The sequence below is a fragment of the Bradyrhizobium sp. SZCCHNPS1003 genome (assembly GCF_032381555.1).
In the GTDB taxonomy this organism is placed as follows: domain Bacteria; phylum Pseudomonadota; class Alphaproteobacteria; order Rhizobiales; family Xanthobacteraceae; genus Bradyrhizobium.
Genome location: NZ_JAUHIU010000004.1, coordinates 108,368 through 125,679, shown reverse-complemented (window position 1 = coordinate 125,679; position 17,312 = coordinate 108,368). Strand labels below are relative to the sequence as shown.

Sequence of the window (17,312 nt, the reverse complement as noted above, 5' to 3'; positions counted from 1 at the left end):
GAAAGGACAGCCATGCCTCTTTATGAGCATGTTTTTCTCGCGCGTCAGGACGCGAGCACCCAGCAGGTGGAAGAACTGACAGCCCAGATGACCGGCATCGTCGAAGGTCTCGGCGGCAAGATCACCAAGACCGAGAATTGGGGCGTTCGCTCCCTCACCTACCGCATGAACAAGAACCGCAAGGCGCACTTCGTGCTGCTCAACATCGACGCGCCTTCGGCGGCGATCGCCGAGATCGAGCGTCAGGAGCGGATCAGCGAGGACGTGATCCGTTACCTGAGCGTCCGCGTCGACGAGCTCGAGGAAGGTCCGTCGGCGATGATGCGCAAGGCCGATCGCGACCGTGAGCGCGACGACCGCGGCGGCGGCTTCCGCGGTGAGCGCGATGGCGGCGGTTTCCGCGGTGATCGTGGCGACCGTGGTGATCGCGGTCCCCCGCGCCGTCCCCGTGACGAAGAAACTGCGGACGAGGAGTAAGATCAATGGCTGAAGCCCCCGCACGTCGCCCGTTCTTCCGCCGCCGCAAGACCTGCCCGTTCTCCGGGCCGAACGCGCCGAAGATCGACTACAAGGACTCCAAGCTGCTGATGCGCTACGTGTCCGAGCGCGGCAAGATCGTGCCGAGCCGCATTACGGCCGTCTCGGCAAAGAAGCAGCGCGAGCTCGCGCGCGCCATCAAGCGCGCCCGCTTCCTCGGCCTGCTGCCCTACGTCATCCGCTGATTGCGGACCTCGGACCGGCGGCCCCGCGCCGCCGGCTCCTCTCGTTGAATTCTCATAAGGCTTCCGGGTCGTCCGGTCGCCGATGGTTGGGGCCACCACGCCTCTAACCGCTCGAAGGGAGCGGGACAGCTGATGATCGGAACGCTTCTCATCGCGCTCGCGGCAGGCGCTGCCTCCGCGGTCATGTTCGCCTCGACCGGGTCGGGCGTGATGACGGCGCTCGTGCTTGCGCTGCTCGCGCCCGTGCCGCTGCTGGTCGCCGCAATCGCCTGGGGCCGGCTTTGCGCTGTCATCGGCGGTCTCGTAGCAACCGCTTGCGTGCTGGCCATCTTCGGCTTCGATCGCGCTCTCGCCTTTGCCGTCTCGGTGACGCTGCCGGCCTGGTGGCTCGGCCACCTCGTCCTGCTCGGCCGTCCGACGACCAGCCCGTCCGGCCAGGATGGCATCGAATGGTATCCGCCCGGCCATATCCTGCTGTGGATCGCGATGATCGCAGCGCTGATCGCCGCGTTCTCCTTCGGCACCGACATGACGGCCACCAATCAGGGTCTCAGGCGGCTGCTGTCGCGCGTGCTCGGCAATACCGTCACGTCGACCGACGCGGTCGACATTCCCCGGCTGATCGAGCTCTTGGTCTTCATGGCGCCACCCATGGCAGCGGTGATCATGACCACGATCCTGTCGCTCAACGTTCTGGCAGCCGCAAAGATCACGGCGATCTCCGGCCGGCTGATGCGCCCATGGCCTCGCCTGCGTGACACCAAGCTGCCGCTGATGACGCTTCCGGCGCTGTTTGCGATCATCGCCTTCTGCTTCCCAGGCGGACTGATCGGCATGTTGGCGCGGATCGCCGCCGCAGCGCTGCTGACCGCCTATGCGCTGACCGGCTTCGCGGTCCTGCATACGCTGACCTTGCCGCTGCGCACCCGGCCGCTCTGGCTCGGCCTCGCCTACGCGCTGATGCTGACCTTCATCTGGCCGATCCCCATGCTGGCGATGATCGTCCTCGGCCTCGCCGACGCCGCCTTCGACCTCCGCCACCGTTTCGGCCCGCGGCAGCCGCCGCCTTTGCCGGTGCCGTAAAGGTTCAACCTCACACCAACCGCTTCCGAACATTACAAGGAGAACATCGATGGAAGTCATTCTGCTGGAACGTGTCGCCAAGCTCGGCCAGATGGGCGAGATCGTGAAGGTCAAGGACGGGTTCGCCCGCAACTTCCTGCTGAAGCGCAAGAAGGCGCTGCGGGCGACGGCCGAGAACAAGGCCAAGTACGAGGGCATGAAGGCCGATCTCGAGGCCAACAACATCAAGGCCAAGGGCGAGGCGGCCAAGGTCGCCGAGAAGATCGACGGCCGCGACATCGTCATCATCCGCCAAGCCTCCGAATCCGGCCAGCTGTTCGGCTCGGTCTCGGTGCGTGACATCGTCGCCGCGCTGGCCGCCGACGGCATCACCGTCAGCCGGCCGCAGGTCTGGCTCGACGCCCCGATCAAGACGATCGGCAAGCAGACGATCACCATCGCGATCCACCCGGAGGTCGAGACCTCGGTGACCGTGACGGTCGCCCGCAGCGCCGACGAGGCCGAGCGCATCAAGCGCGGCGAGGACATCTCGACCCGCCAGGAGGACCGCGACGCCGCCGCCGAAGCGATTGCCGCCGCCGGCGAGTTCTTCGATCCGGAGGCCCAGGACGAGGGCGCTGCCGGCGAGCCCGCGCAGCAGTAAGCGCGCTCAGCCCATTTGCGGAAAAGCCCGGCTCAACGAGCCGGGCTTTTTCATTTTTTCATTGTCGTCTCACCGCGAGGGCGAGGACGGAACCGAGGGATCCGACGGCACCGACTGGGTCGTGGCCGGCGCCGGCGTCACCGGTGGGACCGGATCGGCCCGCAGCGCCGGGGCGGCGTCGCTCGATCTCGCCGGCTCGACCCGCGGCGGCTCGGAGCCGGCGGCGCTGTCCTCTCGCGACGGCGACGGCCGGGTCGCACCGGTCGGCTCGCCGCGCGTCTCCTCCGCAGCCGAGCCCTCCTGGGCCGGCTTCTTGCGCTTGCCGAGCCTGCCCTTCTTCGCGGGCGCGCTGCCCTCGCCGTCGGCCGGCGCAGCGGTTGGATCCGCTGCCGCGTCGGGCTTCGCCTCGGCCGGCGCGGAGCGCTTGGAGTGATGACCCGAACGGCGGCGCGGCTCGCCTGGGCTGGCAGCAGCATCCGCGGCGGCTGGCTTCGCCTCCGACGGCTCGGTGGCGGCCGACCGAGCGCGGCGCTCGGACCGCGTCTCCTTGCCGTCCTTGGCCGAATGGCCCGTGTAGCGCGCATCCGCAGCGCCGTTCGCAATCAGGTAGTTGGCGAGCACGCCGGCCATCTCGGGGCTCGTCGTATAATGCTGGCGCAGAAACCCGGGCAGCGAGCCGGCCGAAGTGTTCTTGACCAGGCCGCGTGGCGACTTGTGGCAGACCACGCAGGTCCCGTTGTAGATCTGCGCAGGACTCTTGCCCGCATCGAGATTTTCCTGCGCAACGGCGGCCCCCGCAAAGCCCAAGCAGAACACCGCCACCACCGTCGCCAAATTGAGCGCTCGGCCCACCATTCTCATTCTCCAGCTATGGTTTCGCCCACACGGCGCCGCCCCCGCGCGACATCCGCTGCCGTGTTTCCTCTCGCTATCAGCCGAACGTGACAGCGGACGTTGCGGTCGCTCCACGCCTTCGATGGCGATTCCTTCAGACCTCGTCCGGCGGTCAGATGCCGGACACCGGCCAAAAGGCCGGCGGCCGCGGCCTTTTTAACGGATTGCGGAGCGAATGAAAGCGCACAGATGTTCCTGCGCTGAGATGTCCATCGATCAATGACATGACGGAATATCGGCTTTGTGTTCATGGCAGTGGCGTCGGCTTGTGCCCGCTGAGTAACATAACAAGATGATGATAGGGAACCAATCGGTTCTCGATGCGTCGAGTGCGACGGCCGGGAAAGTCAACAACTCACGGGATGGCTCGTTGGGTGGTGTGGATGGACCGTTTGCTGCGAAGTCTGTTGAGTAGCTTCATTTGCCGTGGGTCGATCAGCTTTACGACCGCCAGCGGCACGACGTTCAGCTGCGGGGATGGAACCGGTGTTCCCGTGGCGGCACGATTTCTGACCCATGAAGCCGAGCGCCGGCTTCTGGCCAATCCCGAGCTCGCGCTCGGCGAGATCTATATGGACGGCTCGTTCGTGGTCGAACGGGGATCGATCGCGGATCTGCTGTCGATCGTGATGAGCCAGCCGGCCGTGGTGCCCGACTGGGCAAAACCGCAATGGTGGCTGCGCTACCTGGCCCGCCATCTGCGCCAGCTCAACGTCAGGGGACGCGCGCGCCGCAACGTCGCCCATCATTACGATCTCGACGGCCGGCTGTATTCGCTGTTCCTCGATGCCGACCGGCAATATTCCTGCGCCTATTTCGAGACGTCGGACGCGACGCTGGACGAGGCCCAGCTCGCCAAGAAACGTCATCTGGCGGCCAAGCTGCTGATCGGCCGCCGCCATCGCATCCTCGACATCGGCTGCGGCTGGGGCGGGCTTGGACTCTACCTGGCCGAGATGTGTGATGCCGACGTGACCGGCGTGACCTTGTCGGCCGAGCAGTTGCAGGTTGCCGAGGCCCGCGCGGCCGAACGTAACCTCTCCGCCTCCGCCCACTTCCTGCTGCAGGATTATCGCGACGTGCCCGGCACCTTCGACCGCATCGTTTCGGTCGGCATGTTCGAGCATGTCGGGGTCGCCTTCTACGACACCTTCTTTCGCCGCTGCGCCGAGCTGCTCGCGGACGACGGCGTCATGCTGCTGCATTCGATCGGACGCTCCGGGGGGCCGGATGCGACCAATCCATGGATCGCCAAATACATCTTCCCCGGCGGTTACATCCCAGCCCTCTCGGAGGTGCTGCCGGCGATCGAGCGCGCCGGGCTGCTCGTCTGCGACATCGAGGTCCTGCGCCTGCACTACGCGGAGACCCTGAAGGCGTGGCGCGAACGCTTCATGGCCCGGCGCGACGAGGCCGTGCAGCTCTATGACGAGCGCTTCGCGCGGATGTGGGAGTTCTACCTGGCGATATCGGAGATGGCGTTCCGCAAGCAGAACCTGATGAATGTCCAGATCCAGCTGACGAAGCGCCAGGGCGTCGTGCCGATGACGCGCGACTACATTCCCCGTGAGGAGACGCGGCTGCGGGCGCGCGAGCGCGGCAGCCGTCCGGCGCTGCGGATGGCGGGGGAGTAGCGCGCGCGGCCCGGGACGACAGCGGAGGGCGGCGTCAGTGCGATGGTCTTGCAGAGACGGACGCCCGCATTCGCTCGGCAGCGCCCCGCCGGGCTCGGGTTCAATTTTGAGATACGTGGTGGACAGGTTGCGTCTCGCGCGCGAGATCATGCCCATCCGACTCAAATTTTCAACCAAATCGTGCGGTCTGTGAACTGGCTCACAGACCCCGGGAAAGCCTGGCCGTAGTGTCCCCGCATGTCCCAGAGCCCCACCAGAGCCATGTTGGAACCGCAGACCGACTTCAGCACCGACTACGCGCTGATTGCCGCCGGCGTGGGTGCCTCCCTCCTCGCCCTCCTCTATCTGCTGCTGGTCTGACGTCCCGCGCGGATCCGCTTGCGGCCGTGGCGCGCCTGGGCGTGCCGGCTCCCGTTCCCATATCGCAGAACTGTCGAACGATCGCGTTCCCTGATTGCAGCGGCGCGTCGCTCCCACCTGCGCGGCGTTGAGTCCCGCTGGTTCCGTCAAGCGCGACATCTGGCGAGTCCGGATTCATCCACCAGATTTACCGGACGGTGAATAGCGCTCAGCTTTCGCTTCCGCTTCGCGCGCGACTGGCGCTTTATCCCCTCCCCTTCAAAGCTGCTAAACACGCGGTCATGGCACTCACCGATTCGAACGTTCACAAGCTGGCGCCGGCTGACGCAGCAACGCCGGCCTATCGCAGCGCTCCTCACAACATCGAGGCGGAACAGGGTCTGCTCGGCGCGATCCTGGTCAACAACGACGCGTTCTATCGCGTGTCCGACTTCCTCGAGCCGAAGCATTTCTTCGAGCCGCTGCACCAGACCGTGTTCGAGACCGCGTCCAGCCTGATCCGGATGGGCAAGGTCGCGACGCCCGTGACCTTGAAGACGTTCCTGCCCGCCGACGTCGACATCGGCGGCATGACCGTCGGGCAGTATCTGGCGCGGCTCGCGGCCGAAGCGACCACGATCATCAACGCCCAGGACTATGGCCGCACCATCTACGACCTGTCGTTGCGCCGCGATCTGATCGGCATCGGCGAGGACATGGTCAACGTCGCCTATGACGCGCCGGTCGACTTCGCGCCGCGCAACCAGATCGAGGACGCCGAGCGCCGGCTGTACGAGCTCGCGGAGTCCGGCCGCTACGACGGCGGGTTCCAGAAATTCTCGCAAGCCCTGACGACCGCGCTCGACATGGCCGCCAAGGCGTTCCAGCGCGACGGCAAGCTGTCCGGCATCTCGACCGGCCTGCGCGATCTCGACGCCAAGATGGGCGGCCTGCAGCATTCGGACTTGATCATCCTCGCCGGCCGTCCCGGCATGGGCAAGACCTCGCTCGCGACCAACATCGCCTACAACGTCGCCCAGGCCTATGTGCCCGAATTGCAGCCCGACGGCACCTATCGGGCCGCCCAGGGCGGCGTGGTCGGGTTCTTCTCGTGCGAAATGAGCGGCGAGCAGCTCGCCACCCGTATCATCGCCGAGCGCAGCGGCATTCCGTCGAGCCACATCCGCCGCGGCGGCATCACCGAGGCCGATTTCGAGAAGCTGCGCGAGTGCTCGATCGAGCTGCAGTCGCTGCCGTTCTATGTCGACGAAACCGGCGGCATCTCGATCGCCCAGGTGATGGCGCGCGCCCGCCGTCTGAAGCGCCAGAAGGGCCTCGACCTGCTGGTGATCGACTACATCCAGCTGCTGTCGGGCTCGGGCAAGCGCGGCAACGACAACCGCGTGCAGGAAATCACCGAGATCACCACCAGCCTGAAGGCGCTGGCCAAGGAGCTCAGCGTTCCCATCATCGCGCTGTCGCAGCTGTCGCGCCAGGTCGAGAATCGCGAGGACAAGCGGCCGCAGCTGTCGGACCTGCGTGAATCCGGCTCGATCGAGCAGGACGCCGACGTGGTGCTGTTCGTGTATCGCGGCGAGTACTACCTCGCCGCCAAGGAGCCGCGCCCCGGCACCGAGGAGCACCAGAAGTGGCAGATGGAAATGGATCTGGCGCTCGGCAAGGCCGAGGTGATCATCGGCAAGCAGCGCCACGGTCCGACCGGCACGGTCGAATTGCACTTCGACGCCTCGGTCACCCGCTTCGGCGACCTCGCCCATGACGGCCTGCCGCCGCAGCATCACGACTATTGACCGTGTGCTGTTGAACCGGGACGCTGCACCGCGTAAAAGCGCGGCATGAGCGTTCCCGATCTGAAACCCGCCGCTGATCAGCCCGCCCTCGGTCCTGAGGAGGTCCAGGTGCCCGCCAGCGCCACCGGCGTGCTGACGATCGATCTCGACGCGCTCGCCGCCAATTGGCGCAAGCTGGAAAAGACCGCGGTGCCGGCCGAATGCGCCGGGGTGATCAAGGCCGACGCCTATGGCTGCGGCATCCCGCAGGTGGCGCGCACGCTCGCGGCCGCCGGCTGCAAGACCTTCTTCGTCGCGACGCTCGCCGAGGCCAAGGTCGCCCGCGCGGCCCTGCCCGACACGGCCGCGCTCTACGTGCTCGACGGCTTCTTCCAGAACACCGGCGAAGACTACGCGGCGATCAACTGCCGTCCTGTCATCGGCGAGCTCAACGAGCTCGCCGAATGGGACATGTTCTGCCGCCGCACCGGCTGGAAGGGCGGCGCGGCGATCCATATCGACACCGGCATGAACCGGCTCGGCCTCAGCCCGATCGATGCGCAGGGCATGATCCCACGCATCCAGAGCGGCGACCATGGCATTACGCTGGTGATGAGCCATCTGGCCTCCGCCGAGCAGATCAACAGCCCGTCGAATGCACGCCAGCTCACTGCGTTCCGCGAGGTCGCCAGCGTGTTCACCGGCGTGCCCGCCGCGCTTGCCGCCTCCTCCGGCATCTTCCTCGGCGCCGCCTTCCAGTTCGACATGGTGCGGCCCGGTGCCGCGCTCTACGGCGTCAATCCGACGCCGGAGGCCGACAATCCGATGCAGCCGGTGGCCGAGATCAAGGCGCGCATCGTGCAGTTGCGCGACCTCGCCCGTGGCGACACGGTCGGCTATGGCGGCACCTGGACGGCGCGCCGCCCGACGAAGATCGCGATCCTCTCCGCCGGCTATGCCGACGGCTATTTCCGCGCGGCGAGCTCCAACGACGGCACCCGCGGCGCCGACGTCATCATTGCCGGCCAACGCTGCCCGATCGCCGGGCGCATCTCGATGGACCTGATCGCGGTGGATGTCACCGACCTGCCGCCGAAGGCCGCCCGCCGCGGTCACTTCGCCACGCTGCTCGGCGAGGGCATCACGGTCGACGAGCTCGCGCATCATTTCGGCACCATCGGCTACGAAGTCCTGACCAATCTCGGCCGGCGCTATCATCGCATCTACAAGGGCGGCGCGGCGACAGCGGAAAGCTGATCGCGCGCAGCAACGCTCTCTGTCTGACGTGCACACAGCTGCTGCCACATCGTCATTGCGAGCGCAGCGAAGCAATCCAGAGTCCCGCACACCACCCTGGATTGCTTCGCTGCGCTCGCAATGACGGTGAACTGACATGAGCCATCGTTCTCGCGGCATGTAACGCCCGAGGCTTGCATCTCATTTCACCCTCTTCGAAAGACGAGGGCGCAGGGAATGCCGGGTGCTGGCCGCAACCCATGGCCCGCCTGCAGAAAAAAAGCAGGCGGCAGTCACCACAGGTCCAGCCGGTCAACCGGCATTCCCTGCGCGATGGCTTTACGCCTTATGCGTACTCTCCCCGGGGACCGGGCTGTCTTGCCCCCGTGACCGGCGGATCATCATCACCACCGGCGTAGCATCAGCGTCGGGATGCCAGGACCATACGTTTTCAACGTGCGCCTTAAGCCGTTCGTCCGCACAGCATCAGCCATGCTGCGACCCAAAGCGCCCACCGCATCCCACCCCGCGTGCCGTGACGATCGCGATACGCCCCTCGTGCCGAGGCGGGACGGAGAGAGTGAAACATGATTTTCTGATAAACGGAAGTCGAATATTTTTCGCGGCAGGACTGGACAGGGCGAGTCGCGTTGAGATTGCTGGAGAAAATCGTGCTTTGGCGGAGGTGATTCTAGTCCGGCCAATCGCTCCTGCGCCTCGCCGAATGGAGGGTACAGCAAGACGCGAGCCAAGTCCTATGATCGCCCCTCGTCACGGATGTCGTTCGTCCGCTTCATCTCTCGCGCCAGATCGTCAACAACCTGTGCCAGCGAGCGTCCATCGCTAGTGGTCAGCGATTTCCGGAGCTGCCGTGAGCTCCATAGAATCGCGGCAATGAACATGATAAAGGGAAGCCAGGAGACGATCAGGCTTACATACCAAGGCACATCATTAGCCATACCCGAGCTCTTCCCTACGATTGCCTTCGATATCAATCAGTCTGGCTCAGATGATCCGCGCGGCGGGCTACCATCTTCTATCATTCACGCGCTTCATCTCCTCCGCCACATCACCGACGACCTGCACCAGCGAGCGACCGTCGTCGGTCATCAGAGATGTCCGAAGCCGGCGCGTGCTCCATACAACGGCTGAGACGAACATGATCAATGGCAACCAGGCTATGATGAGACTTACGTACCAAGGCACATCGTCACTCATGCCTAACCTCCACGCATGATCGCCGCCTGAGGACCAGGATCATCGATATGATCCAATCATTAAGAAATCAGCTGGAACGCAGCGGCAACGTCCCCGCAATGAGCGGGTGGATGGGTATTAAGGTGACAGTGCTAAACTGTATAAAACTCACAACGAGCGACCAAGTGGTCTGCAACGTTTAATGCAGCGTCACCGCCCCACAGAACGCGGAGGTTGCGGACCGCAAGCCCTAGTCTAGCGGCTTTGCGGTGCTCGGCTGGGCGCACGGGGGGCTGGCGGCATAGCCGCCGACCGCACACCCACTGGGGCGGGTGGCCGCCCGGGACTTGGGCGCGGTCTACCGACCAACGCGGGGGGACTAACGCTCAAGCCAATCCATAACGCTCTATGACTCTCACGAGGGGTCGCTAGCGTTCCCCCGGCACTCGCGTGGTGAGTTCTATTTTATCTGGACTCTTCCAGATTTTCGGCCAAGTTTCTCCCGGTTTGAAACACCACACGATCTTGAGTCGTCGAGGGCACCCATATGCAACGAAAATTGCCATGGCCCGCGGAAGGCTCGAAAGTATGGAGGTCATTAGCTGGGTTTGAAGCCATCCTCGCCACTGGTCTCTATTGGATCTGGCCTTTGTCCCTTTCTTTCTATCTTCAGAAAATACCCGTTGCTCGCCGACGCCCCGATATTGCGATCGAGATCTATGTATCAATTTGCTTGGGACTGACGATTTGGTTCTGGCTTAGACCGATTGAGCTAGTGATCCCATTCTGGCTTACGCCGAGAGAATGGGCAGGCGCCCTTTGCGCTTATTTTTCGACAAGCTCGGTTGTCGCATTGTTGGACGTGGTCTTTCTCTCAAAAGTCTTGGGGAGCGTCGAATCTACGGAGCGATCACTTATCCTATTTATCTGTAACGTCGCTCAGATCGTTTTTATGTTTGCTATTTGGTATCAAATTGTCGGAACCAACGTACGCAAGGAAGACGCCCTGTTTTCGTCGATTACGGTTCTTGGCACGCTCGGCTATCCGCCCGGTGCAAACACGGTCGTAGGTCTGCAAATTGCTACGGATCTGCTCCTATTCGCGATCTTCTTATCACACCTCGTTGGACGAGTAGGAATACCGCCCCGAACCAACTCATAGTTTGTCCCAGCACAGTTTGGGACGCCGCCTGTACTGAATTTGCGGCGTCCCTTTCAAGGCTCGAAACAGCAAGCGTAGCCCGGATGAGCGTAGCGACATCCGGGATCACGAGACCGTTGCGGATGTGCCGCGCCATGGGTCCCGCATGTCGCTACGCTCATGTGGGCTACGCATTGTGCCCCCACCCGCGCGGATCGGTCTTCAGCAACGCATACAGCATGTCATCGCGCCATTCGCCGCCGACGCGCAGGTGGTCGCGCAGCCGGCCCTCGCAGCGGAAGCCGAGCTTCTCGGCCAGTTTGCGCGACGCGGCGTTGTCGGGATGGATCAGCGCCTGCGCGCGGTGCAGGCCGAGCTCGCCGAAGCAGAAATCGAGCATCGCACCGACCGCCTCGGTGGCGATGCCATCGCGCTGCCGGGCAGGATCGACGATGTAGCCGATCGTGACGCGCTTCGCACGCATGTGACCGTCGTGATAGTTCACCATGCCGATGCAGCGGTCGGTCTCGGCTTCTGCCACCGCCCAGAACCGGTAGTAGGACGGCGTACAATCGATGAACCGGCGGACGGCACGTTCGCTCTCGATCCGTTTGGTGTGAACCGGATGATTCCAGAAGCGCATCGCATCCGGATCGCTGAAGCACCGGTGCATTGCTTCGGTGTCATCGGGATCGAACTGTCGCAGTCGCAGGCGGGCGGTCGAGAGGATCGGGTGCGGGATGGGCTGTTTTGCCATGGCGGGCTCATGCAGGGATGAACCAGACTAGCAGCGATGACGGCAGGAGCGCTACGTTCAGTCGCCTCGCGCCCGAAGGCCCCAATCTCCGCGTCGCCGTCATTGCGGGGCGCGCGGACGACACAGTGCCGGCGTCGTGCCGATCGCATGAGGCCGGTGGCAGTGCACAAGACTCGCGCGACCCTGCGCTTGGCTCGTGCACTTCCCACGTTCGCGGCCGCCGCTCACGCCTTGAAGTAACCCGGCTGGCCGATGTCGGCGATCAGGCCGATCCCGTCCGGTCTCCAGCCCAGGCGCTGCTGTGTCAGGGCGCTGGAGGCCGGCATGTGCAGGCCCGCGAACATCGCCAGTGGTCCATAGTAGTCGCCCGCCTCCTCCTTACCTATCGAAACGACCGGCACGTTCAGCGCGCGACCGATCACCTCGATGACCTCACGCATCGCGACGCCTTCCTCGCCGACGGCGTGGTAGATCGCGTCTGCCACGCCCTTCTCAAGGGCCAGCCGGTAGAGGCGGGCGACGTCCGATCGATGCGCCGCCGCCCAGCGCTCGGTGCCTTCGCCGACATAGGCGGCGCGGCCCTTCTGCCGCGCGAGCTCCACCAGATAGGAGATCAGCCCGGCCCTTCCGGGCGCGCCGTGCACCTGCGGCAGGCGGATCGCCATCGCGCGCACGCCACGCGATGCATAGGCCAGGCCGGCCTGCTCGGACACGCGCGGGACATGCGCTGACGACTCGCGCCGCATGTCTTCGGTGACCACCACGTTGGCCGCAACGAGCCCCGTTCCAGAGGTGACGATGAACGGCTTGTTCGTGCCCACCAGCACATCGCCCATGGCTTCGATGGCGGCCTTGTCGATGGCGCCGTTCTCCGCGAATTTCGCGAAGTCGTGGATGAAGGCGAGATGGATCACGCCGTCGGCATCCCTCGCGCCGCGCTTCAGGCTGTCGAGGTCCTGCAGCGAGCCGCGATGAACCTGCGCGCCCAGTTGCTCGAGCGTGCGGACGTTCTCGGCGGAGCGCGCGAGGCCGATGACCTGATGCCCGGCGGCGATCAGCTCCCTGGTGGTTTCGGAGCCGATGAATCCGGCGGCGCCGGTGACGAATACGCGCATGAGACACACTCCCTGTTCAGACCGCCGGAATATTGCTAGGCTGCTCATGCGGGTAAAGTCGTGACTTTATACGGGTATAATCGCTAACAGGATGACGGACGCTAACCCTCTCGGGACCTATCTCAGGGATCGCCGCGCCAAGCTCGATCCGACCGCCTTCGGCCTGCCGCTGCAGCGGCGGCGAACGCCGGGGCTTCGGCGCGAAGAGGTGGCGCAACGCGCCAATGTGAGCGCCACCTGGTACACTTGGCTCGAGCAAGGGCGCGGCGGCGCGCCCTCCGCCGACGTGCTTGACCGCATCGCTCGCGCCATGATGCTGACCGACGCCGAGCGCGAGCATCTGTTCCTGCTCGGTCTCGGCCGGCCACCCGAAGCCCGCTATCACGCGATCGACGGCATCTCACCCCGTCTCCAACGCGTGCTCGACACGCTGGAATACAGTCCCGCCTTCGTTCGCACGGCGACATGGGACATCCTCGCCTGGAACAGGGCGGCTGCGGCTGTCCTCACCGACTACAGCACCCTGCCGGAGGACCAGCGCAATGTTCTGCGCATGATGTTCCACGACAGCCGTGTCCGCGCAGCACAGCCCAACTGGCAGGCCGTGGCGCGCTATGTGGTCGCGTCCTTCCGCGCCGACGTGGCGCGCGCCGGTGCGGCCCGCAATGTCCAGTCGCTGGTCGATGAGCTCTGCGCGACGAGCCCGGAATTTGCGGCGATGTGGCGCGACAACGACGTGCAGGGACGGCATGGCGATGGCGTGAAGGTCCTGCAGCATCCCATCGCCGGATCGCTCTCGCTGGAATTTTCGGGCTTCGCCGTCGATGGCCGGCCCGACCTCACCATGGTGATCTACAATCCCGCGACGCCGGCGGATGCGGACAAGATCCGCGCGCTCGTGACGTCACGACCGAAATAGCCACACAACCGCACTCGGCTCGCGCGCCTCGCTCGCCAGCGTCGGCCGGGGGATGCGCGGAAGCGCGACGTCCCCGCGGCTAGCCCTTCTTCGCGGCGTCGAGCACCTTCTTGCAGGCGTCGGCGAGCTGAGCATAGTTGCGCGTCAGGCAGGCGATGATGCGGCCGCCGCCGGGAAGCACATCGCTGCAGAACCTTGCGTAGTCGGCCTGACAGGTGGCGCGCTGCTCGTCGGTCGGCAGCAGCTGCGCGCGGGCCGCATCCGCAAGGCCCGGCAACAGCGTGAACAAAATGGCGATTGCGAGCTTGGACATCGGGCCTTCCCCTCAATGCAACGGGCATCATGAAGATCGCGACCTTCAACATCAACAATGTCCGGCGGCGTCTCCCGAACCTGCTGCGCTGGCTGGGCGCGGCCAGGCCCGACGTCGTCTGCCTGCAGGAGCTGAAATGCACCCAGGCCGATTTCCCCGTCGATGAGATCGCCAAGGCCGGCTACGGCGCGGTGTGGCAGGGGCAGAAGACCTGGAACGGGGTCGCGATTCTCGCGCGCAAGGCCGAGCCGGTGCTGACGCGCACCGCCCTGCCGGGCGATCCGAAGGACGAGGAGGCGCGCTACATCGAGGCCGCGGTGCGCGGCATCGTCATCGGCTGCCTGTATCTGCCGAACGGCAATCCGCAGCCGGGGCCGAAATTCGACCACAAGCTCGCCTGGTTCAAGCGGCTGCACAAGCACGCGGCTGATTTCATCAAGGACGACCTGCCGGTCGTGCTCGCCGGCGACTACAATGTCGCGCCTGATACGCTCGACATCTACCCGACGAAGTCATGGGACAAGGATGCGCTGGTCCAACCGAAGAGCCGCGCCGCCTACAAGGCGCTGGTCGATCAAGGCTGGTGCGATGCGATCCGCACGCTGCATCCGGACGCGCCGATGTTCACCTTCTGGGACTACAAGCGCAACCGCTGGCCGCGCGACGCCGGCCTGCGGCTCGATCACCTGCTGCTGAGCCCGCAACTCGCGCCGCGCCTTGCCAAAGCCGGCGTCGACCGCGCCATCCGCGGCGAGGACGGCGCCAGCGATCACGCGCCGGCCTGGATCGTGCTGAAATAGTCCGAAGGTCGAGAAGGATGCCCCGCGAGCTGCGTTCATCGGAGATCACTCTGGCCGATCGCGCCTCCCGGTGAATGTGACGTCGAATGGGAGCGTTACGCCGCGCACCGTCAGTCCCGTCCCGCATCCATGATCGCGTGCGCGAGCCGCGCCGGATCGGAGAAGCACAGCTCATGGGCTTCGGCGTCGGCCCGCGCGACTGGCGGGCGGAGACCGCGCGTCACTCCGGCTAACCACCGCCTGCGGTCAGCGCGGACTCCGTTCGCGGGCCGCGCCCCACAACCAGATTGCCGCCAGCAGGACGAGCGAGCCGACGAACGCCGCGACGACGTCGCGCAGCGAAATGACGATGCTGCCCATGCCTGGAAACAGCCCAAACAGGTTGAACAGGACACCACCAATGAGGGCGCCGACGCATCCCAATCCGATGTTGGTCAGAAGCCCGAAACCTGCTCGGCGGCGCTTCACCAGGATTCCGGCAAGGCCGCCGCCAATCAAGCCGACGACGAGCCAAGTCCCTGCATGTACCAGTGTGAACATTCTTCACTCCGTCGGTCTGCCGTTACCCCTCGGTTGGAGCATTACGGCCAGAATCGTGCACTTGCAGGTTACATCGATTTCGCTGCCATCAACTGAACTCTGCAGCTCGGATGAGTTCGTGACCCAATCGCAAACTGGTCGATGCTCAGGCCGGCGTCCACCGAAATGACAGTCATTCGAATCTAATCGTCTCGAACACGAGCAGCTCATGCGAACGCTTCGCACGCAAAGGGCTACGTAGTTCCCCCGAGTTCATACAATCCTCGGAATCGGGAAGAATGCGGTTTCCCGCAGAGCGTGCAAAGGTGAATGCATGTGCATCGCATGCAACTGGGCAAGATTCCGTGGTTTGCTCAAGCTTGATTTTGGCTCCGTCAACGAGGCCGAGCCGTCACGACGCAGGCTCCTGCAGACAGGCGCGGCGTTCGCCGCAGCCGGCGTTGCCTCGGTGTCCGCTCCGACGAACGCCGAGGCGCGAACCGGCGGCGGCAAGGCCGACATCGTGTTTCGCAACGGCCCGGTCTACACCGTGAACGGCGGCCGGGAATGGGCCCGCACGGTCGCCGTCATGCAAAAACACATCGTCTATGTCGGCGATGACGCGGGCGTCCGGTCCTTCATCGGCCCCAAGACCCGCGTCGTCGATCTCGCCGGCAGGATGCTGCTGCCCGGTTTCGTGGAAGGACACATCCATCCGATAGCGGGCGCTGTCGTGACTCGGGGTGTCGATCTTCAATACGACACAAGGGAGGAGATGCTCGACGCCCTGAAGGCCTATCGCGCCAAGCTGGGCCAGGCCGGCATCGTCCGCGGCTTCGGCTGGCGCTATAACGCCTTTCCGCCGACCGGCCCGCGCAAGGAGGATCTCGATCAGATCTGGCCGGACACGCCCGTCTTTCTCGTCGGGATCGATGGCCATTCAGCCTGGGTCAATTCCAAGACGCTGGCGATTGCCAAGGTGACCAAGGCGACCAAGGATCCGTTGCCCGGCTACAGCTACTTCGAGCGGGACCCGGCCGAGGGAGAGCCGACCGGCTATCTGGTCGAGCCACCGGCGATGTTTCCGGTCCTCAACGCGGTCTCGCCGTTCACGACCGGCTATATTGCGGACTCGCTCGCACAGTGGCTGCCGAAGGCGTCGGCGGCCGGCATCACCAGCGTGTTCGATGCCGGACTGCTCGTTCTCCCCGAGGAGACCGGCTACGAGCTCTATCAGGACCTGGAGCGCAAAGGGAAACTGCCGTTCCGTGTGGTCGGATCGACCTACCACAACAATCCGGCGATCGACCCCGCGCCGATCGCGAAGGCCCTGCGTCGACGCTTCAATTCCGAACTGGTGCAGGCCCCCGTTCTCAAGCTCAACATCGACGGCGGCGAAGCCCAACGGACCGCCGCATTGCTGGCCCCCTATAGCGACGATCCGAGCACGAGCGGCGAGACGCTTGTCCCGCCGGACCAGTTCAAGGACATCATCCGCCGCGCCGACAGGGCGGGCCTCAACATTCACATCCATTCCTACGGTGATCGCGCCAACCGCCTGTCGCTTGACGCGTTCGAAGCCGCGATCAAGGTCAATCCGCCGCGCGATCGCCGGCACACGCTGGCGCATCTCATATTTGTTTCACCTGACGATCTGCCGCGCTTCGCCAAGCTCGGCGTCACCGCGCAATTCTCCGCCCAATGGTCGGTGGCGGACGCCTATTGGCAGGGCGTGATGCGGCCGCGCGTCGGCGCGCGCGCCGAGCAGGCGTTTCGCACCGGCTCGATCCTGCGTCATGGCGCCAACATCTCGCTCGGCACCGATTGGCCGGCCGCCGGCTATTACAGCACCTACAAGCCGCTGGATGCGATCGAGATCGCGACCACGCGGCGGGAGTTGAACAAGCCGGATCAGCCGGCCTTGGTGCCGCTCGACGAGCGGATCAGCCTCGAAGAGGCGATCCGCGCCGCCACCATGGGACCGGCCTATCAGCTCGGACTCGACCAGAAGATCGGTTCGATCGAGGTCGGCAAGCTCGCCGATCTGATCGTGCTTGAAAGAAACCTGTTCGAAGTCGCCCCGCACGACATCCACAACACAAAGGTGCTGATGACCGTCATGAACGGTCAGGTCAGGCACGAACAGCGAAGCTGAATCCAGCGACTTCTCGGACCGTCACCTTCAGGGCCACATCGACAAACTCAGACCG

At 64.9% G+C, this 17,312-nt stretch carries 17 protein-coding genes; 10 read left to right on the top strand and 7 right to left on the bottom strand.

The genetic code is table 11. From position 1 onward, the window contains the following. Window positions 1-12 precede the first annotated feature (12 nt). The 4 genes from rpsF to rplI all read left to right on the top strand — a co-directional run bounded on the left by rpsF (window position 13) and on the right by rplI (window position 2,448). Window positions 13-477 (top strand): 30S ribosomal protein S6, encoded by a 465-nt coding sequence (gene rpsF / locus QX126_RS08580; RefSeq protein ID WP_315739396.1) that lies wholly within the window; start codon window positions 13-15, stop codon window positions 475-477. A 5-nt stretch (window positions 478-482) separates the two neighbouring features. Beyond that, the gene (gene rpsR / locus QX126_RS08575; protein WP_008963441.1) at window positions 483-722 is read left to right on the top strand and encodes a 30S ribosomal protein S18; all 240 of its coding nucleotides are present in this window, start codon (window positions 483-485) and stop codon (window positions 720-722) included. A 132-nt stretch (window positions 723-854) separates the two neighbouring features. Next, window positions 855-1,805, top strand: coding sequence for a hypothetical protein (locus QX126_RS08570; protein ID WP_315780460.1), 951 nt, complete (start codon window positions 855-857; stop codon window positions 1,803-1,805). A 49-nt stretch (window positions 1,806-1,854) separates the two neighbouring features. Then, window positions 1,855-2,448 carry a 50S ribosomal protein L9 gene (rplI, locus tag QX126_RS08565; protein WP_315739393.1) on the top strand — a complete coding sequence of 198 codons (594 nt, stop codon included), beginning with the start codon at window positions 1,855-1,857 and terminating at the stop codon, window positions 2,446-2,448. A 69-nt stretch (window positions 2,449-2,517) separates the two neighbouring features. On the opposite strand, the gene QX126_RS08560 is transcribed toward rplI, so the two are convergent. After that, window positions 2,518-3,303: a hypothetical protein gene (locus QX126_RS08560; protein ID WP_315780458.1), complete on the bottom strand. Its 786-nt coding sequence runs from the start codon at window positions 3,301-3,303 to the stop codon at window positions 2,518-2,520. 422 nt (window positions 3,304-3,725) lie between these two features. Here QX126_RS08560 and QX126_RS08555 point away from each other — a divergent pair, with 422 nt between their 5' ends. From QX126_RS08555 to alr, 3 genes are all read left to right on the top strand, one after another. Next, entirely contained in the window at window positions 3,726-4,976 is a 1,251-nt protein-coding gene (locus tag QX126_RS08555) for a cyclopropane-fatty-acyl-phospholipid synthase family protein (RefSeq protein WP_315780456.1), read from the top strand. A gap of 641 nt (window positions 4,977-5,617) precedes the next feature. Beyond that, a complete protein-coding gene (locus QX126_RS08550; protein WP_315755750.1) occupies window positions 5,618-7,126 on the top strand; it encodes a replicative DNA helicase in 1,509 nt (502 codons plus the stop codon). A gap of 45 nt (window positions 7,127-7,171) precedes the next feature. Then, on the top strand, window positions 7,172-8,362 hold the full coding sequence (gene alr, locus QX126_RS08545) for an alanine racemase (protein WP_315780454.1): 1,191 nt from the start codon (window positions 7,172-7,174) through the stop codon (window positions 8,360-8,362). Window positions 8,363-9,096: 734 nt separating this feature from the next. Here alr and QX126_RS08540 read toward each other — a convergent pair. From QX126_RS08540 to QX126_RS08525, 4 genes are all read right to left on the bottom strand, one after another. Then, entirely contained in the window at window positions 9,097-9,300 is a 204-nt protein-coding gene (locus QX126_RS08540; RefSeq protein ID WP_315780452.1) for a hypothetical protein, read from the bottom strand. A 67-nt stretch (window positions 9,301-9,367) separates the two neighbouring features. Further along, entirely contained in the window at window positions 9,368-9,559 is a 192-nt protein-coding gene (locus QX126_RS08535; RefSeq protein ID WP_315780451.1) for a hypothetical protein, read from the bottom strand. A 1,307-nt stretch (window positions 9,560-10,866) separates the two neighbouring features. Then, the gene (locus QX126_RS08530; RefSeq protein ID WP_315780450.1) at window positions 10,867-11,436 is read right to left on the bottom strand and encodes a GNAT family protein; all 570 of its coding nucleotides are present in this window, start codon (window positions 11,434-11,436) and stop codon (window positions 10,867-10,869) included. 224 nt (window positions 11,437-11,660) lie between these two features. Further along, window positions 11,661-12,551, bottom strand: a complete 891-nt coding sequence (locus QX126_RS08525) for an SDR family oxidoreductase (RefSeq protein ID WP_315780448.1) — start codon at window positions 12,549-12,551, stop codon at window positions 11,661-11,663. 91 nt (window positions 12,552-12,642) lie between these two features. Between QX126_RS08525 and QX126_RS08520 the strand changes: the two genes are divergently transcribed. Further along, window positions 12,643-13,470 carry a helix-turn-helix transcriptional regulator gene (locus QX126_RS08520; protein WP_315780445.1) on the top strand — a complete coding sequence of 276 codons (828 nt, stop codon included), beginning with the start codon at window positions 12,643-12,645 and terminating at the stop codon, window positions 13,468-13,470. A gap of 79 nt (window positions 13,471-13,549) precedes the next feature. On the opposite strand, the gene QX126_RS08515 is transcribed toward QX126_RS08520, so the two are convergent. Further along, window positions 13,550-13,783: a cysteine rich repeat-containing protein gene (locus QX126_RS08515; protein ID WP_315780442.1), complete on the bottom strand. Its 234-nt coding sequence runs from the start codon at window positions 13,781-13,783 to the stop codon at window positions 13,550-13,552. 29 nt (window positions 13,784-13,812) lie between these two features. On the opposite strand from QX126_RS08515, the gene xth reads away from it, so the two are divergent. Further along, a complete protein-coding gene (gene xth, locus QX126_RS08510; RefSeq protein WP_315780440.1) occupies window positions 13,813-14,583 on the top strand; it encodes an exodeoxyribonuclease III in 771 nt (256 codons plus the stop codon). A 246-nt stretch (window positions 14,584-14,829) separates the two neighbouring features. Here xth and QX126_RS08505 read toward each other — a convergent pair whose 3' ends face one another. Then, the gene (locus QX126_RS08505; protein ID WP_315739380.1) at window positions 14,830-15,123 is read right to left on the bottom strand and encodes a GlsB/YeaQ/YmgE family stress response membrane protein; all 294 of its coding nucleotides are present in this window, start codon (window positions 15,121-15,123) and stop codon (window positions 14,830-14,832) included. Window positions 15,124-15,472: 349 nt separating this feature from the next. On the opposite strand from QX126_RS08505, the gene QX126_RS08500 reads away from it, so the two are divergent. Beyond that, window positions 15,473-17,257 (top strand): amidohydrolase, encoded by a 1,785-nt coding sequence (locus tag QX126_RS08500; protein ID WP_315780438.1) that lies wholly within the window; start codon window positions 15,473-15,475, stop codon window positions 17,255-17,257. The last annotated feature ends 55 nt before the right edge of the window (window positions 17,258-17,312 follow it).

Coding starts and splice junctions, on each gene's coding strand:
- rpsF (WP_315739396.1), top strand. CDS start 13: ATGCCTCTTTATGAGCATGTTTTTCTCGCGCGTCAGGACGCGAGCACC.
- rpsR (WP_008963441.1), top strand. CDS start 483: ATGGCTGAAGCCCCCGCACGTCGCCCGTTCTTCCGCCGCCGCAAGACC.
- QX126_RS08570 (WP_315780460.1), top strand. CDS start 855: ATGATCGGAACGCTTCTCATCGCGCTCGCGGCAGGCGCTGCCTCCGCG.
- rplI (WP_315739393.1), top strand. CDS start 1,855: ATGGAAGTCATTCTGCTGGAACGTGTCGCCAAGCTCGGCCAGATGGGC.
- QX126_RS08560 (WP_315780458.1), bottom strand. CDS start 3,303: ATGGTGGGCCGAGCGCTCAATTTGGCGACGGTGGTGGCGGTGTTCTGC.
- QX126_RS08555 (WP_315780456.1), top strand. CDS start 3,726: ATGGACCGTTTGCTGCGAAGTCTGTTGAGTAGCTTCATTTGCCGTGGG.
- QX126_RS08550 (WP_315755750.1), top strand. CDS start 5,618: ATGGCACTCACCGATTCGAACGTTCACAAGCTGGCGCCGGCTGACGCA.
- alr (WP_315780454.1), top strand. CDS start 7,172: ATGAGCGTTCCCGATCTGAAACCCGCCGCTGATCAGCCCGCCCTCGGT.
- QX126_RS08540 (WP_315780452.1), bottom strand. CDS start 9,300: ATGGCTAATGATGTGCCTTGGTATGTAAGCCTGATCGTCTCCTGGCTT.
- QX126_RS08535 (WP_315780451.1), bottom strand. CDS start 9,559: ATGAGTGACGATGTGCCTTGGTACGTAAGTCTCATCATAGCCTGGTTG.
- QX126_RS08530 (WP_315780450.1), bottom strand. CDS start 11,436: ATGGCAAAACAGCCCATCCCGCACCCGATCCTCTCGACCGCCCGCCTG.
- QX126_RS08525 (WP_315780448.1), bottom strand. CDS start 12,551: ATGCGCGTATTCGTCACCGGCGCCGCCGGATTCATCGGCTCCGAAACC.
- QX126_RS08520 (WP_315780445.1), top strand. CDS start 12,643: ATGACGGACGCTAACCCTCTCGGGACCTATCTCAGGGATCGCCGCGCC.
- QX126_RS08515 (WP_315780442.1), bottom strand. CDS start 13,783: ATGTCCAAGCTCGCAATCGCCATTTTGTTCACGCTGTTGCCGGGCCTT.
- xth (WP_315780440.1), top strand. CDS start 13,813: ATGAAGATCGCGACCTTCAACATCAACAATGTCCGGCGGCGTCTCCCG.
- QX126_RS08505 (WP_315739380.1), bottom strand. CDS start 15,123: ATGTTCACACTGGTACATGCAGGGACTTGGCTCGTCGTCGGCTTGATT.